Origin of the sequence: Pseudodesulfovibrio sp., from assembly GCF_028692895.1 — a bacterium.
Classification (GTDB): Bacteria; Desulfobacterota; Desulfovibrionia; order Desulfovibrionales; family Desulfovibrionaceae; genus Pseudodesulfovibrio.
The window spans coordinates 1-15,339 of record NZ_JAQUWN010000044.1; the positions used below are offsets into that span (position 1 = coordinate 1).

Genomic DNA, 15,339 nt, shown 5'->3' on the forward strand with positions numbered 1-15,339 from the left:
GCCTTCCACGCCAAGGCCGACCGGAGCTGCCTGGGCTGCCACAAGACCGTCAAGGCCAAGGGCGTCAGCGCCCCCGTGGGCTGCAAGGAGTGTCACGCCAAGTAGCGGGGAGCCATCCCCCGGAAAATAAAAGGCCCGCCGAAAAGCGGGCCTTTCTTCTTGCGGAACGCTACGGGATCAGGAGACGCGCAGGGCCTCCTGGACCGCCTTGAGGGCCTTGACCTTGGCCAGGGCGGCATAGAGCTGGTCCAGCCCCTTGACCTCCACGGTGAAGTCGAGGACCGAGGTCCCATCGATCTGGGACTCGAAACTGCCGGAGTCGATGTTCACGTCCATCTCGGCGAGCATGGTGCAGATCTTGCCGAGCATTCCGGGCTTGTTCAGGCACTTGATCTTGACCTTGGCCGGATACGGCTTTTCCTCGGTGCCTTCCCAACTGACCTGAACGAGCCGCTCCTCCTCGAAATTCTTGACGTTGTGGCAGTCGATGCGGTGCACGGTCACGCCGCGGCCGCGGGTGATGTACCCGATGATCGGCTCGCCGGGCAGCGGATTGCAGCAACTGGCGAACCGGACCAGGACGTTGTCCACGCCGGAGATCTGCAACCCATCGCTCTTCTTGGACTTCTTATCCTCAGGCTGGGGCGCGGCCTCCTCGGGCTTGGCCGGGACCTTGCGGGCCTCCAGGGGCTCGTCGTGGGTCTGGGCGTAGAGCTTCTTGATGACCTTGCGCGGGGTGAAGCGCGAAAATCCCACCTGGGAGAACAGGTCGTCCAGGCTGCCGCAGTTGAAGCTCTCGGCCAGCTTGAGGACATCGCCGTCCTTGACGGCCTTCTGGACGTTGACGCCGAAGCGGCGGCCCTCCTTTTCCAGCAGCTCGCGGCCCAGGGCGATGGCCTGCTCGCGCTCAACTGTGCGGATGAACTGCTTGATCCGGGTGCGCGCCTTGGCCGTCTTGACGAACTTGAGCCAGTCGCGGCTGGGCATTCGATTCTTGTCGGTGATGATCTCCACCGAGTCGCCGTTCTTGAGCGGGCTGTGCAGGGGCACGATGCGGCCGTTGACCTTGGCCCCGGCGCACTTGTCGCCCACCTCGGAGTGGATGGCGTAGGCGAAGTCCACGGGCGTGGCCCCCTCGGGCAGCTCCTTGATGTCGCCATTGGGGGTGAAGACGTAGACCTCCTCCTGGAACATCTCCAGCCGGAGCGAGGACATGAACTCGCGCGGGTCCGAAAGCTCGCGCTGCCAATCCATGATCTGCCGCAGCCAGGTGTAGCGCTCGGCGTCGCGGGTGCCGGAAGTCTTGCCGCGCTTGGACCCCTTGCCCACCTCCTTATACTGCCAGTGGGCGGCCACGCCGTATTCCGCGATCTGGTTCATCTCCTCGGTGCGGATCTGTATCTCGATGCGCTCGCCCTCGGGCCCGATGACCGTGGAGTGCAGCGACTGGTACATGTTCGCCTTGGGGATGGAGATGTAGTCCTTGAACCGCCCGGCCACGGGCCGCCAGACCGAGTGGATCAGCCCGAGTACCGCATAACAGTCCTTGATGGACCCGACGATGATGCGGAAGGCGATGAGGTCGTAGATTTCATCGAAGGTCAGCCCCTGCTGCTCCATCTTGACGTGGATGGAATGCAGGTGCTTGGTCCTGCCGTAGACGCTCGCCTTGATCTTGTTCTTCTTGAGCATGTCGTCGATGAGGTCGACGACCTTTTCGATGTACGGCTCGCCCGCGGCGCGGTGCTCGTGCACGGCCTCGCTCAGTTGGGCGAAGACGTCGGGCTTGAGGTAGCGGAGGCAGAGGTCCTCCAGCTCGGTCTTGACCAGGTGCAGGCCGAGCCGGTTGGCCAGCGGCGCATAGATGTCCTGGGTCTCCTGGGCGATGAGCCGCTGCTTGACCGGGCTCATGAACTCCAGGGTGCGCATGTTGTGCAGCCGGTCGGCCAGCTTGACCATGAGCACGCGGATGTCCTCGGCCATGGCCAGGATGAGCTTGCGGATGTTTTCCGCCTGCTGCACGGCCTTGGACTCGAAGGCCATCTGGGAGATCTTGGTCACCCCGTCCACGATGTCGGCCACGTCGGAGCCGAAGAGGTCCTCTATCTCGTCCACCGTGGTGTCGGTGTCCTCGACGGTGTCGTGCAGGAGCCCGGCGGCCACGGTCGCCTCGTCGAGCTGCATGTCCGCCAGCAGGTAGGCCACGTTCATGGGGTGCGAGATATAGGGCTCGCCCGACCGGCGCACCACGCCGTCATGTGCCTGGGCGGAAAAGACGTAGGCCCGCTGGATCAGGTCCAGGTCGGGGTGCTCGATATATGACGCCACCTTGTCGGTGATTTCGTTGATGCGAATCATATTTCCTGTCAGGATGTTACGGCTGACGCTGCAGCGCGCGGGGAATCCACCACCGCGTGAAGTTGTAGGCGATACCGGCCGGTGCCGCTTTTATATTCTGCACCCGCGCCTGCACGATTGGCAAGGCTTTCGGCACATAGAGAAAGCAGTACGGGACCTCGTCGTGCAGGATCTGCTGCACCTCGTCGTAGACGGGCTTGCGCTCGGCCGGGACGACCATGCGGCGGCCGCGCTCCAGCAGTTCGTCCAGCCGGGGATTCTTGTAGCGGGTGAAGTTGAGCCCGCCGTCCACGGCCATGGAGGAATGCCAGACCGAATAGATGTCCGGGTCCTCCAGGATGTTCCAGCCCAGGATGGTGGCGTCGAACCGCCCCTTGTCGATGAATTCCTTGATGAAGGCCGCCCACTCCACCGTGCGCAGGCCGACCCGGATGCCGACATCCCCCAGCCGCTGCTGGAGGATCACCCCTGTCTTGATGCGCTGGGTGTTGCCCTGGTTGGTGATGATGGAGAAGGCGAAGGGCGTGCCGTCCTTGTCCAGGACGCCATCGCCGTCGGTATCGGCCCAGCCCGCCTCGGCCAGGAGCTCGCGCGCCCTGGCCGGGTCGTAGGGACGGGGCTTGATCGTCTCGTCGTACTGCCAGGTGCCGGGCTTGTAGGGGCCGTTGGCCGCCGCGCCCAGGCCGTAGAGCACGCCCTCGACCAGCTCGCGCCGGTCGATGGCGAAATCGATGGCCTGGCGCACGCGCACGTCCTTGAAGAACGGGTGGTTCATGTTGAAGCCGAGGAAGGTGTAGCCCGAGGAGAGGTACTGGAACTTGTTGAAGCTGCCGTCCCAGCCCGGCCCGGAGGTCTGGTACAGGTGCTGGAGCGGGGTCAGGTCCATGGCGTCCAGATTGCCGGCCTTGAGCTCCAGGAACTGGGTGGAGAGGTCCGGGATCATGCGGTAGACCAGCCGGTCGATGTACGGCTTGCCCTCGAAGAAGTCCGGGTTGGCCGTGAGAACGATCCGGCTGCCCGGCGTCCACTCCGCCAGCTTGTACGGCCCGGCGCCCAGCGGAGCGCGGCTGTATTTCGTGTTCAGCAAGTCCTCGCCCTTCAGGGCGTGCTCGGGCAGGATGTCCATGGCCCAGGTGATGAGCGCCTTGGCGAAGGGCTTTTCATACTCCACCTCGAAGGTGTAGTCGTCGATGAGCCGGAAGGCCGAGACGGCCTTGAGGTTCTCCTTGTAGGCCGTGGGCGTCTCGGGATCGAGAGTCAGCCGGTAGGTGAACTCCACGTCGCGGGCGGTGAGCGGCGCGCCGTCGAACCAGCGGATGCCGTGGCGCAGCTTGAAGCGGAGCAGCCTGCCGTCGTTCAGGATCTCGAAGGACTCGGCGGCGTAGGGCACCAGGTTGAGATCCTTGTCATACTTGATGAGGCTGACGTAGATCTGCGAGGCGATCTCGTGGGAGGCGCCGTCCGTGGCCAGGATGGCGATGAGGTTGCTCGGCTCGCCCAGCATGGCCTGAACCAGGCTGCCGCCGCTCTCCGGAGCGGCGGGCACCTGCGCGGGATCGACCGGCGGCACGGGCGTGGCCGGGCCGCCGTCGCCGCAACCGGCCAGGGCGAGGGCCAGAAAAATTGTTATAAGTAGCGTGCGCAGGCTCATTTTATCTTGCAAAACGGTGATGGTTGGACCATAAAATCATAAGAGCATCGGCCATTGCCGACATTATGTACCAATGGATGGGAAAAGCCAAGGCGGTATCCCCGGTTAGATTATTTTTTCCACGGCTTGCCGAACGACGGCGAAGGATGTAATGGGGCCGTTCAATCCCCGCTCCTCCCGGCGGGGCAACGAGTTGTGATTCGATGACCAGTGGTGAAGAACAGATAGTAAAATCCATCCTTCAGGATTTCATTGGCGACTCCGTTCCGGACTATATTCTGGAAGGAGCCAAAGAACTTGTCGCGGCCAACGGCGTCCACAAGCTGGACCTCAAGAAACGGGACCAGTACTGGGACATCGACGGCCAGGTCCAAGGGGACGAATTCCAGAACTACACGTCGGAAATCGGCCTCAACCTGAGCGAAGGAACCATCAACTACTATTGCAACTGCCCGGACTCGTTTTCCGGCGTCTGCCGCCATGTGGCCGCCACGGCCGTCAAGCTGCTCAAGTCCCTCACCGCCGAGTCCGGCGACGAGGTCCCGGCCCCGCGCACGGACTGGCGCCAGACCTTCCGCCCCTTCTTCGCCACCGAGCTGGAGCCCGAGGCGGGCCGCCACTACCTGATCTACCGCATCTATCCCGAGCTGGGCCGCCTCCAGGTCGCCTTCTTCCGGGCGCGGCAGAACAAGTCCGGCATCTCCCAAGTCCAGAACGAGGTCAGCCTGTCCCAGATCGTGGAGAACCCGGACTGGTGCGACACCTCGCCCGCCCTGCCCGGCGTGGCCGAGCAGATCGGCCACTACCTCGACTACTGGGGCCACCGCGTCGAAATCCCGGCGGGCCTGCACTCCTGGTTCTTCCGCGCCATCAAGAACGAGTATTACCTCTACCTGCGCGACACCGACCAGCCCGTGACCATCGAGTCCAAGACCATGCAACTCAAGCTCTCCCCGAGCCTGAGCGAGGACGGCCTCGGATTCGACATCCTGCTCGCCCGGGAGGACAAGATGCCCTTCCCCATCACGGACGAGGAGGAAATCTATTTCTACGGCCGGCTGCCGCTCTGGGTGTACTACAAGAACGCCTTCTACCCGGTGCAGACCGGGCTGGACCCCAAGCTGGTCCAGGGCATGGTGGAGCAGAAGCCCATCGTGCCCCACGCCGACGTCTCGGAGTTCCTGGACCGGGTCTGGACCCAGATTCCGGTGTCCGACCTCTACGGCCAGGAGGACTTCCTGGAACGGGTCGGCCCCATCTTCCAGAAGGCGAACTACAACCCCAAACTCTTCCTGGACGAGGAAGGCAGCCTGCTCGTGCTCAAGGTTCAGAACATCTACGAGAACGAGCACGGCGAATTCGTCATGACCGGCCCCAACCCGGACCTCCAGACCGGCAGCTACCACGAGGGCGGCAAGAGCTACCTCATCCGGCGCGCCCAGGACGAGGAGGCCCAGCTCATGGCCGAGCTCCAGGACATGCATTTCCAGCCGCGCAGCAACTCCATCTGGTTCATGGAGCAGGAGGAGGCCATCAACTTCCTGCTCGACCACTACCCCCAGTTGGTGGAGGCCTATCGCGTCTACGGCGAGCAGAACCTGACCCGCTACAAGGTGCGCACCACCCAGCCCCAGGTCATCGCCGAGGTGGAGACCGACGAGGAGGAAAAGTGGTTCAACCTGGAGCTCTCGGTGGAATACGACGACCAGCGTGTGCCCATCGAGGTCATCTGGGAGGCCTGGACCAAAGGCAAGCGGTACGTCCAGCTCAAGGACGGCTCCTACACCAGCCTGCCGGAATCCTGGCTCAAGAAGCTCGGGCACAAGCTCAAGGCCCTGGGCTATGACCCGGAAAAGGCGCCCAAGGCCCAGTTCAACCAGTTCGAGGCCCCGGTCCTGGACAAGATCCTGGAGGACCTGCCCCAGGCCAAGACCGACGCCTACTTCGTCAAGCTGCGGCAGAAGATCAACAACTTCGACCAGATTCGCATGATCGAGCAACCCAGGGAGCTGCGGGCCACCCTGCGCCCCTACCAACTCCAGGGGCTCAGCTACCTGAACTTCCTGCGCGAATACGGATTCGGCGGCATCCTGGCGGACGAGATGGGCCTCGGCAAGACCATCCAGACCCTCTCCTACATCCAGTCCCTGGTGGACATGGGCATCGACGGACCGAACCTGATCATCGTCCCCACCTCGGTCCTGCCCAACTGGGAACGCGAAGCCGGGAAATTCGTCCCGAACCTGAAGCGGCTGACCATCTACGGCGCCAAGCGAGACGACCTGTTCCAGCACATCAAGGGCTCGCACCTGGTCATCACCACCTACGCCCTGCTCCGGCGCGACCTGGACGAGCTGCTCAAGTACAAGTACGCCAGCGTCATTCTGGACGAGGCTCAGAACATCAAGAATCCCAATACGATCACGGCCCGCTCCGTGCGCAGGCTCGACGCCGGGCTGCGCGTCTGCCTCTCGGGCACGCCCATCGAGAACAACCTTTTCGAGCTGTGGTCGCTCTTCGAATTCCTCATGCCCGGCTTCCTGGGGTCCCAGCACTCCTTCCAGCGGGGCATCGTCAAGCCCATCAAGGACGGCGACGAGGAGACGCTCGGCTACCTGCGCTCGCGGGTCAAGCCGTTCATCCTGCGCCGCACCAAGTCCGAGGTGGCCAAGGACCTGCCGCCCAAGATCGAAACCACGCACTACTGCGAACTGGTGGAGGAGCAGCGCGAGCTCTACAACGCCCTGGCCAAAAAGCTCAAGGACCAGGTGTTGCGCGACGTGGACGAAAAGGGCATGGCCAAGAGCCAGATGTCCATCCTCGACGCCCTGCTCAAGCTCAGGCAGATCTGCTGCCACCCGCGTCTGCTCAAGCTCGACATCCCCGGCGTGTCCACCAACCTGCCCTCGGGCAAGTTCGACGCCTTCAAGGACCTGGTAACGGACATCATCGGCGGCGGACACAAGGTCCTGGTCTTCTCCCAGTTCGTGCGCATGCTCCACGTCATCCGCAACTGGCTCCAGATCCGGGAAATCCCCTTCGCCTACCTCGACGGCTCGTCCAAGGACCGCTTCGAGCAGGTGGACCGGTTCAACGAGAACCCGGACATCCCGATCTTCCTCATCTCCCTCAAGGCGGGCGGCACCGGCCTGAACCTGACCAGCGCCGACTACGTCATCCACTACGACCCGTGGTGGAACCCCGCCGTGGAGAACCAGGCCACGGACCGCACCCACCGCATCGGCCAGAAACGCCAGGTCTTCGCCTACAAGATGATCTGCCAGAACACGGTGGAGGAGCGCATTCTCAAGCTCCAGGAACAGAAGAAGGACGTTGCCGAAGCCATCATCCCCGGCCAGTCCGCCCTCAAGAGCCTGACCCGCGACGATCTCGAAATGCTCTTCGAAATCTAGCGGCATATCAGATTCTAGGAATTGTTCCTGTTTACAGCCGCGCCAAACCTTGGTAGGGCTGTCGCGTGCTCGTCATGCAACGCAACGAATGATTCCCGAAGGTACTCCGCATGGAACCGATCAACCGCATATACCACTGGGCCACCTACACCTTCGACCCGCTGCATCATTTCTGGGAAAAGGACTCCACCCAACGCACCGTGGCCGGCCTCCTGATCTTCGTTTTTCTCGCCGCCCTGGCCGTCATCGAGATGAAACGCCAGGGCTGGATTTCCGGCGGCGCGGCCGCGCTGATCCCGACCAACCACTTCCTGGCCATCAACCTGGCCTTCACCCTGGTCCTGATCCTGGAGGTCGTCAGCCTGATCTTCACGCTGCCCTGCTCCATCTCCAAGGCCGTGGGCAAGCAGTTCGAAATCCTGGCGCTGATCCTGCTTAGGAGCGCCTTCAAGACCCTGGCCGACTTCCCGGAGCCCATCGCCATCACCGGACACGAGCAGGAGCTGTGGGTCATCCTGTGCGACGGCGGCGGCGCCATCGCCATCTTCGCCCTGCTCGGGGCCTACACCCTGCTCCGGCGCAACCTGGACGACACCCTGTCCAGGGGGCACACGCTCTTCCGCTTCGTGGCGGCCAAAAAGCTCGTGGCCCTGGTGATGCTGGGCATATTCCTGGGCATGGGCGTCAAGAACGGGCTGCTCCTGCTCTCGGGGCAGCACCCCTTCCATTTCTTCAAGAGCTTCTACACGGTGCTGATCTTCAGCGACATCATGCTGGTGCTCATCGCCCAACGCTTCCTGCCCGCGTTCAAGGCCGTGTTCCGCAACTCGGGTTTCGCGCTGGCCACCCTGCTCATCCGCCTGGCCCTGACCGCGCCCCCGTACTACAACGTGGGCATCGGCATAGCCTCGGCCGTGTTCGCCTGTCTGCTCACTCTTGTCTACAACACCTTCTACTCGGTCCAGGGCATGCGCAAACGGGGATGATGGCAACCGATTGATCGCTTTTTCAATCAAGAGTTGTTGACGGAGCGCAACGCTGTGATAGGGTGGCCCTATGGCTCCCTTACACAAAAGAAAATACAACATTCGGGGAATGTTCGCAGTGATGGTCCTGGCCGCCGTCCTGCTCGCCCTCCCGTCTCCCGTCCGGTCCGAGGAACCGCCCCTGCGCATCGATTTCCCCGAATTCTGGCCTTTTTTCGCCACCCGGGGCGACCGCGTGGAGGGATTTTTCCACGACATCGTAACCGAAGCGCTGGCCCGCATGGGAATCCGGGCAGCCTGGGCCCCCTTTCCCTGGCCGCGCTGCCAGGAGCGGGTCAAGACCGGCCAGGCGGACGCCATGATAACCTCGCCCACCCCCGAACGGCTCCTCTACGCCAGCACCCACGCCGATCCGTTCTATGAAAAGAAACTCCAGGTCTTCACCTATGCCGGGCACCCTCGGCTCCAGCAGATCAAGTCCATTCGCTCCATCGACGACATCCGCCGGGGCGGGTTCGTGGTGGTCACCTATTCCGGCAACGGCTGGAACGACACCAACATCCGGTCGCGCGGCATCAAGACCTACGAGACCCCCAGGCTGAAGAACGTCTGGGGCATGCTGGCCAACCGCCGGGGCGACATCGTCATCGAATGGCCCGGCGGCGCATGGCCGGACATCGTCGAAACCGGGAGGGAGAAGTACATCGTCCAGACCAACGTGACCCTCCAGACCATGCCCTTCCACCTCCTGATCCGCAACGGATCGCCCTACGCCGCCCGCCTGCCCGAGTTCAACCGGGTCATCCTGGCCATGAAGCGGGACGGTTCCCTGGACCGCATCGTGGACAAGTACATCAAGCAGTATCAGGCCAACCCCAACCTGCCGCCGCTGAGCGAGCCGAACGAGAGACGAGAGCACGTCCTCGCCACCCTCCTCGCACACTGACCCTCCATTTCAACCGCACCGGCCGCCCCGCGCGTCCAGCCCCGCAGCGCCTTTCCCCAGCCTCCGCCCAAAGAGAAGGCAACAGGCGGGACCTGCCCGAACGTTTTGCATGGAACGGGCATCCAGAATGGCGATACGGGAGCGGCCCGCCTTTCTTTCCCACAAAAAAAGAGGGCGGCCAAAGCCACCCTCTCGATTGCATCCGATTTAGCCGGACGGCCGTGAAACGGCTTCATCAGAACGGCACGTCATCCATCCCGCTCGCCTCGGAGGGGAAGGCGGGACCGAGGTCCTCTTCCTGCTCGGGATACTGATTCTGGTTCTGATTCTGGCGATAGTTGTTGTTCTGGTAGCCGCCCTGCTGGTTGCCGCCACCCTGCTGATAGCCGCCGCCCTGCTGCTGGTAGCCGCCCTGCTGGGCGGGCTGCTGACCGTTGTACGGGCGGTCCGGAGCGCGGTCCAGTCCCTCGACGTTGTCGGCAACGATCTCGGTGGTGAAGCGGTCCTGCCCGTCCTGGCCCTGCCATTTGCGGGTCTGGAGCTTGCCCTCCACCATGACCAGGCGGCCCTTGGCCAGGTAGTTGCCGCAGAACTCGGCGGTCTGCCGCCAGGCGACCACGCGGTGCCACTCGGTGCGCTCCACCTTCTGCCCGGTCTGGCGGTCGCGGTACCCTTCGTCCGTCGCCACGGAAAAGTTCGCCACGGCCTGGCCGGAAGAGGTATAGGAAAGCTTGGGGTCCTGCCCCAACCTGCCGATAAGGATCACTTTATTCAGACTTCCAGCCATTTCAACTCCTTAGCATACACATTGTCGAAAGAGACCAACGAATATCAAAATTTCTTCGCCATGTCTTCCAGTTCGTCCAGCTCATCCTCAATGGCGTAGGTCAGGCGGTCCGCCTCCTGCGGGTTGCGCGCGGCCAGGGCGTCCTGCAGCTTGAAGCGCAGCTCCTCGACCGCGTCGGCGGCGTTGCGCAGAGACTCGGCCTGCCTGGCCGGGATCAGCCCGGCGCGGACCGCGTTGAAGACCGCCTGCGCCAGCTCCAGCACGCCCTTTTTCGGGATGGCGTCGCCGCCATCCTCCCAGACCAGCCGCCACAGCGCGGGCCAGGCTTTGCGAACCTCGTCCTCGCTGTAGGTCTCGGCCATGACGCGAACCTGGAGCACGGTGCCCATTACGCCTCCTCCCACTCGCTCTGGATGCGGGCGACCACGTCCTGGATCACGGTCAACTGATCCTCGGGGCAGACCCCGATGAGCGGCGCACCCTCGTCCACGTTGTCGCCCCGGCCAAAGTAGACCGAGTGGATGATCCCCTCGGGGCCGGAATAGGCGAGCGGGGTCTCGCGCTTCATGCGGGAGACGATCATCAGCTCCATGCCCTCGCTCACCTTGACCGAGCGCTTGCCCGAGACCTTGAGCTTCTGGTCCACCTCGGGCACGAAATAGTACTTGGCCCGCTCCGGCGCGCGGAACAGGAAGAGCGCCTCCTGGAGAATCCGCTCGATGACCTCCTTGCGGGTCAGGAAATGGCGGATGGTGGCCAGGGGCTCCCCAGCCTCCACAAACTGGCCTTCCAACTCGGTGCGCACGCTCTCCACCTCGCCCTTTTCCGGGGCGGTGATGGGCTTGCGGTTGCGCTCGCGGGTCAGATGGGCCAGCAGCGTGCCCGGTTTTTCCTTGAACTCGCCACGGCGGCCATGCACCTGGTCGCCGGGCTTGAGCCCGGCGAACTCCACCACCCCGGTATGGGGGGCGGCCACCACGATCTCACGATAGGGAGAGGCCTTCACCTCATCAAGCAACTCTTTGATATTCAGCACTTATTTTCCTTGATAACGTCATTGGGAGGAGGCAACAGCGCCTCCGTGCGGGCTAACGATAGTAAAGGTTGCGGCCACCCATGGTCAAGAGGGCCTGGTGGAGATTCTTCTTGGCCTCCCGCCGGTCCCAGATGCCGTGGATGTGGCCGCGCGACAGGGCGTGGTCGGCGCGGTGATAGTTGGGCGGCACGGGCAGGCCGGTGGTCTCGGCGATGACGCCCGGCCCGGCGAAGCCGATGTTGGAGGAGCGCACCGCGAACTGGTAGGGCGAGCAGCCCAGGAAGCTGGCCACAGGCCCGGCGTAGGAGTTGGTGTCGTAGAGGACCAGGTAGAGCCCGCCCGCGTCGATGTAGCGTCGCACGGCGATGGTGCAGCGCGGCATCTGGATGACGCCGTTGACGCCCTCCTGGATGCGGATGCCCGCCGTGCCGTGGACATAGGCGATGAACGGCTGGCGCTTGCGCCCGGCGCGCTCGGCCGCGCGGATGAACTTCTCGCCCTCGGCCGCGCCCACGCTGCCGCCCCGAAACGGCGCGCAGAGCACGGCCACCACGGCCTCCACGCTCTCGATGGTCGTCTCGAAGGTCAGGCAGGCCGACTTGAGCCCGGTGGCCTCCTTGGCCTTGTCCAGCTTCAGGTCGAACTGCTCGTAGTTCAGCGGGTTGATGGATTCCAGGTCACGGTTGAACTCGCGCGACTCGCGGTAGTTGAAGACGTTCTCCAGATACCAGCGGTATTCCATGGGGAAATGATGGCCGCAGTTGGGGCAGACCCCGGCGAAGTCGCCGAGCAGGTCGGGCACCCAGAGGTCCGGGCAGTGGTGAGTGCGCACGTTGGGGCAGGACACGGTGCGGTCCTCCTGGCTGCGCGGGCTGATCCACGCCCATTGGCTGCCGGAAAGGCAGGCCCCGTCCTCCGGGCAGGAAAGCCGGGTCAGCTCCTCGTGCGGGTCCACGCCCCGCCGCCCCTCCGGGCCGGAGACGAGAACCTTGTCCATGGACCGCTTGAGCGGCATGAGCAGTTTGTGGCGGACCAGATGGGCCTCGGCCCCCAGCTCCTCGAACATGGCGTCCAGCCGCTTTTTCTGGCGGCCAAGCAGGTCGTAGCGCAGGTAGGAGTGGACGGCGTCCACCGTTCCCCTGGCCCCGGCGGCGGCGCGGCTGAACAGGCCGGTGCCGTCCAGCCGGGCGTGGCGGCTCATGGCCCGGTACTTGCGCTGGCGCAGCTCCACCAGCCGGTTGAGGGCGGACGGTGAAAGATTCCAACGCATGAAGATGGACTCGGCTTCGTCCGTCCGGCTGGCCCGCACGGCCATGGCCCGGAAGAGCTTCATGGACTTGACCTCGCTGACGGCCTCGTTGGTTGCCTGGATCAGCTCGCGCCTGAGCTCGCGGAAAAATTCGTAGTGATGGGGCCGCGCGCCCAGGGGCGGTTCGCGCAACACCCGGTCCACGTAGCCGTTCTGGAGGTTGTCGTCGGCGGTGATGCGCAGCCGGGTGGCGCACCGGGCGATGAGCTCCGGCGTGGCCCGCTCGCCGCCGCGCAGCCCGCCCTCGATGGCCGCCGCGCCCTCGGGCGAGATGACCGAATAGTAGCCGTGGGAGAGCATGATCCGCCGGTCGGCCAGCCCGATGGCCTCGGCCCCGCCGGAGCCGCCCTCGGAACAGACCGAGATGACCGGCACGCGCAGCGCGGCCATTTCATAGAGGTTGCGCGCGATCTGCTGGGCCGCGCCCGGCCAGTCCTCCACCGGGTAGGCCCCGGGCGTGAAGATGAAGGTGTGAACCGGGATGTTCTCCGTCTCGGCCACCTTCATGTAGTGCAGGGCCTTGGCGTTGCCCCAGGGCTTGGCCGACCCGCCGTTGCGGTAGGCCTCGCCGTGCCCCTTCTCGTGGCCGATGACCATGATCATCTGCCGAACGACCTTTTCCCCCACCCGGCGGGAGAAGTAGGCCCTGGCGATGCACATGGACGGGTCGATGTTGAACTCGCCCCGGCCGCCGATCTCGGTGTAGTTGTCGTAGACGTTTTCCAGGATGTCCTTGAGGCAGATGCGCTGGGGATGGCGGACGATGCGCACCCGGTCCATGGGCGTCAGCATGGTGTCGAGCTTGCGCTCGGAAAAGGAGAACAGGTCGTCCAGCCGCGCCAGCTCCTCGGCGGACACCGAGCCGGGGGTGCGCGCCTCGCGCTCCAGCGCCTCGCCCAGCCGGGCCTCCAGCAGTCGGATGGAGTCGTCCTCCCGGGTGCCGAAGATGTCCCGGATGTAGGTCATCCGATCCTTGAGATCGCGAAGGCGCCGTTCCAGATCCATGCTCAGAACTCCAGTATCCCGCCGGTCTGATCCCGGAGATACTTCACGTTGCTGTAAAACGCCTCGCTCCTGCCGCCGGATTCCCCCTCCAGGACCAGCTCGTCCAGGAAGCGCAGGCCGCGCTCCCTGACCTCGGCCAGGTCGCGTCCCCAGACCAGGGCCAGGGCCAGGTTGGGGTCGTACTCCATGGGGATCTCGTAGGCCCGGTCCTGCGGGACCTGGGTGTGCACGGTCAGCCAGTCGTGGGGCCGCCAGGCGAAGCGGGTGATGGTCCCGGTGCAGGGGGTGAAGCGGTTGTCCGTGTTCTCGGCCACGATACGGTACTCGATGCCCACGCCCTCGAACCGTATGTCGTCCTGGCTGTAGCCCAGCCGCCCGCCCAGGGCGAGACGGATCTGCTCGGACACGATGTCCACCGGCCGGTCGTGAACGCGGGATATCACGGCCGAGACGCCGTTCTCCACCTGGATGCGCGTGTTGACCTCCATCAGGAAGGGCTCGCCGCGCGGGGTGACGATCCACTCCCAGGTGCCCACGTTGTCGTAGCCCGCCTCCTTGGCCATGGCCAGGGAATGGCGGGTGATGGCGTCGAGCACGCCCGACGCGTCGAAGGTGTAGGGAATGACGTCCGGGGCGAAGCCGGGCGCGACCTCCAGCCGTTTCTGCTTGCCCGTGGACTGGATGGAGCAGTTGCGCGTTCCGAAATGGACCTGGGCCTTGCCGCCCCGTTCGGCCACCACCTGGACCTCCAGATGGTTGAAGTCGAAGATGCGCTGCTCGATGAGCACGCCCTCGTCCCCGAAATTGCGTTTGGCGTAGTTGCGGATGCGGCGGAAGACCGAGCGGAAGGCCTCGAAGCTGCCCACCTCCTCGATGCCCATGCCGCCGCCACCGGCCGAGGCCTTGACCATGACCACGCCGTCCACGATGCCCTGGGCCGCCTGGAAATCGAAGAGGTTGGCGGCGATCTCCTCGGCCTCCAGCTCGCTGTAGACCGGGCGGTCCGAGCCGGGGACCGTGGGCACGCCCAGGCTGCGGGCGATGCGCTTGGTGTTGATCTTGTCGCCCAGGTCGCGGATGACCCACCAGGAGGGGCCTATGAACTCCATGGGCCTGTCGCGCCGGACAACCCGCCGGGCGAAGCGGAAGTCCTCGGCGAAGAAGCCGTAGCCGGGATGCACGGCCGTGGCCCCGGCCGCGTCGGCCACGGCGAAGAGTTCGTTGGCGTCCAGGTAGGAGACGATGCGGTAGACCGCGCCGTCACCGGCCAGTTCGCGGGCCAGGCGGATGTGGCCGGACTCGCGGTCCGCCTCGGTGCAGACCGCCACGAAGTCGAGATCGAGCTCGCGGCATGCGCGCATGACCCGCATGGCGATCTCGCCGCGGTTGGCAATGAGGACCTTGTGACGGTCTGGAACCATGAAACGCTCCGGCTATTCCTGCTCGCGCTGCTTCTTGCGCAGCTCGATGAGCCTTTTCTGCACTTCCAGGACGAGCTTGTCGAGTTTGGCCTGCTGCTGGCGGCCCAGGTCCACGAAGTTGATGCCCACGATGCCGTTGTCGAGCACGCGCATGACCTGGGCCTTGCACTCGCCCACAAACAGCTTCTTGTTGATGAGCATGTCCACGTCAAGGCTCTGGCCTTCCTTGAACCCCTTCTCCTGATCCAGCACGGCGAATCCTGTGGCGCTCAGGTCCTTGACCTCGTAAACCTTCTTGAGCGCGGGGAACCGGACGGTGAGTCCGGGCACCCGCGTGCGGAAGGCCTTGCGCAACTGACCGTCGCCGGAGGGCATTGCAATGTCGAATCCCATACCTTCCCTCTTGTTTCGGTTACCTCAAATCTGA

12 protein-coding genes are annotated in these 15,339 nt (G+C 64.3%); 4 read left to right on the forward strand and 8 right to left on the reverse strand.

What is annotated here, in order from left to right; all coding sequences use genetic code 11:
• Positions 1 to 105, forward strand: a 105-nt coding sequence (locus PHP91_RS11445) for a cytochrome c3 family protein (RefSeq protein ID WP_300140691.1), incomplete at its 5' end; no start/stop codon positions are given.
• A gap of 72 nt (positions 106 to 177) precedes the next feature.
• On the opposite strand, the gene PHP91_RS11450 is transcribed toward PHP91_RS11445, so the two are convergent.
• A complete protein-coding gene (locus PHP91_RS11450) occupies positions 178 to 2,358 on the reverse strand; it encodes a bifunctional (p)ppGpp synthetase/guanosine-3',5'-bis(diphosphate) 3'-pyrophosphohydrolase (RefSeq protein WP_300140639.1) in 2,181 nt (726 codons plus the stop codon).
• A gap of 16 nt (positions 2,359 to 2,374) precedes the next feature.
• Positions 2,375 to 4,009, reverse strand: coding sequence for a peptide-binding protein (locus PHP91_RS11455; protein ID WP_300140641.1), 1,635 nt, complete (start codon positions 4,007 to 4,009; stop codon positions 2,375 to 2,377).
• 203 nt (positions 4,010 to 4,212) lie between these two features.
• Here PHP91_RS11455 and PHP91_RS11460 point away from each other — a divergent pair, with 203 nt between their 5' ends.
• The 3 genes from PHP91_RS11460 to PHP91_RS11470 all read left to right on the forward strand — a co-directional run bounded on the left by PHP91_RS11460 (position 4,213) and on the right by PHP91_RS11470 (position 9,354).
• On the forward strand, positions 4,213 to 7,422 hold the full coding sequence (locus tag PHP91_RS11460) for a DEAD/DEAH box helicase (RefSeq protein ID WP_300140643.1): 3,210 nt from the start codon (positions 4,213 to 4,215) through the stop codon (positions 7,420 to 7,422).
• 110 nt (positions 7,423 to 7,532) lie between these two features.
• Positions 7,533 to 8,408: a hypothetical protein gene (locus PHP91_RS11465; protein ID WP_300140645.1), complete on the forward strand. Its 876-nt coding sequence runs from the start codon at positions 7,533 to 7,535 to the stop codon at positions 8,406 to 8,408.
• 109 nt (positions 8,409 to 8,517) lie between these two features.
• Positions 8,518 to 9,354 (forward strand): ABC transporter substrate-binding protein, encoded by an 837-nt coding sequence (locus PHP91_RS11470; protein ID WP_300140647.1) that lies wholly within the window; start codon positions 8,518 to 8,520, stop codon positions 9,352 to 9,354.
• 235 nt (positions 9,355 to 9,589) lie between these two features.
• Here the strand turns inward: PHP91_RS11470 and ssb are convergent, their stop codons facing one another.
• From ssb to PHP91_RS11500, 6 genes are read right to left on the reverse strand one after another with little or no spacing between them, the layout of a single operon-like run.
• The gene (gene ssb / locus PHP91_RS11475; protein WP_300140649.1) at positions 9,590 to 10,141 is read right to left on the reverse strand and encodes a single-stranded DNA-binding protein; all 552 of its coding nucleotides are present in this window, start codon (positions 10,139 to 10,141) and stop codon (positions 9,590 to 9,592) included.
• Positions 10,142 to 10,185: 44 nt separating this feature from the next.
• Positions 10,186 to 10,530 (reverse strand): hypothetical protein, encoded by a 345-nt coding sequence (locus PHP91_RS11480; protein WP_300140651.1) that lies wholly within the window; start codon positions 10,528 to 10,530, stop codon positions 10,186 to 10,188.
• Positions 10,530 to 11,177 (reverse strand): biotin/lipoyl-containing protein, encoded by a 648-nt coding sequence (locus PHP91_RS11485; RefSeq protein WP_300140652.1) that lies wholly within the window; start codon positions 11,175 to 11,177, stop codon positions 10,530 to 10,532. The genes PHP91_RS11480 and PHP91_RS11485 overlap by 1 nt, the downstream gene beginning before the upstream one ends.
• A gap of 52 nt (positions 11,178 to 11,229) precedes the next feature.
• The gene (locus PHP91_RS11490) at positions 11,230 to 13,491 is read right to left on the reverse strand and encodes an acetyl-CoA carboxylase carboxyl transferase subunit alpha/beta (protein ID WP_300140654.1); all 2,262 of its coding nucleotides are present in this window, start codon (positions 13,489 to 13,491) and stop codon (positions 11,230 to 11,232) included.
• Between the two features lie 2 nt (positions 13,492 to 13,493).
• Positions 13,494 to 14,912 carry a biotin carboxylase N-terminal domain-containing protein gene (locus PHP91_RS11495; RefSeq protein ID WP_300140656.1) on the reverse strand — a complete coding sequence of 473 codons (1,419 nt, stop codon included), beginning with the start codon at positions 14,910 to 14,912 and terminating at the stop codon, positions 13,494 to 13,496.
• 12 nt (positions 14,913 to 14,924) lie between these two features.
• Positions 14,925 to 15,305 (reverse strand): PilZ domain-containing protein, encoded by a 381-nt coding sequence (locus PHP91_RS11500; protein ID WP_300140658.1) that lies wholly within the window; start codon positions 15,303 to 15,305, stop codon positions 14,925 to 14,927.
• Positions 15,306 to 15,339: the final 34 nt, after the last annotated feature.